1 protein-coding gene is annotated in these 471 nt (G+C 63.5%); it reads left to right on the top strand.

Going from position 1 to position 471, the window contains the following annotated elements:
• A partial coding sequence (locus tag SOP85_RS31120; RefSeq protein WP_323629421.1) for a glutathione S-transferase C-terminal domain-containing protein occupies positions 1–320 on the top strand: 320 nt, incomplete at its 5' end.
• Between the last annotated feature and the right edge of the window lie 151 nt (positions 321–471).

Raw genomic sequence — 471 nt, 5'->3', positions numbered from 1 at the left:
AATGCGGCATGAACCTGCACCGGCCGATCAAGGCCGTCGCGCTGTCGAACGATGCGCGGGCCAACGTGGCGCGGATCGAGGAGATCTGGGCCGATTGCCACGCGCGCTACGGCAGGCAAGGCCCGTTCCTGTTCGGGGCATTCTCGGCGGCGGATGCGATGTACGCCCCCGTGGTGCATCGCTTCCGCACCTACGCGATCCCAGTGAAGGCTGAGGCGCAGCATTATGTCGATGCCATGATGGCGCTGCCGGCGTTCCAGGAATGGACCCGCGATGGCCTTGCCGAGACGCTGCGGATCGACCGATTCGAGGACGCCTGACTGGTCCCTCGCTGCCGAATTGTGACAGCAGCCACAAAGATCGCGGCTTGACGCCGCGGGGCCGAAGGCGTCGAATCCGAAACACCGGTTTTGCAAGTCGTGAAAGGACTTAGACCATGGGCATTCTCGATTCCCTGGAGAATTCGCCGGA

The sequence above is a fragment of the Pseudomonas sp. YuFO20 genome, from assembly GCF_035064975.1.
Lineage (GTDB): Bacteria > Pseudomonadota > Gammaproteobacteria > Pseudomonadales > Pseudomonadaceae > Aquipseudomonas > Aquipseudomonas putida_AE.
This window is presented reverse-complemented; position numbering and strand designations above follow the sequence as displayed.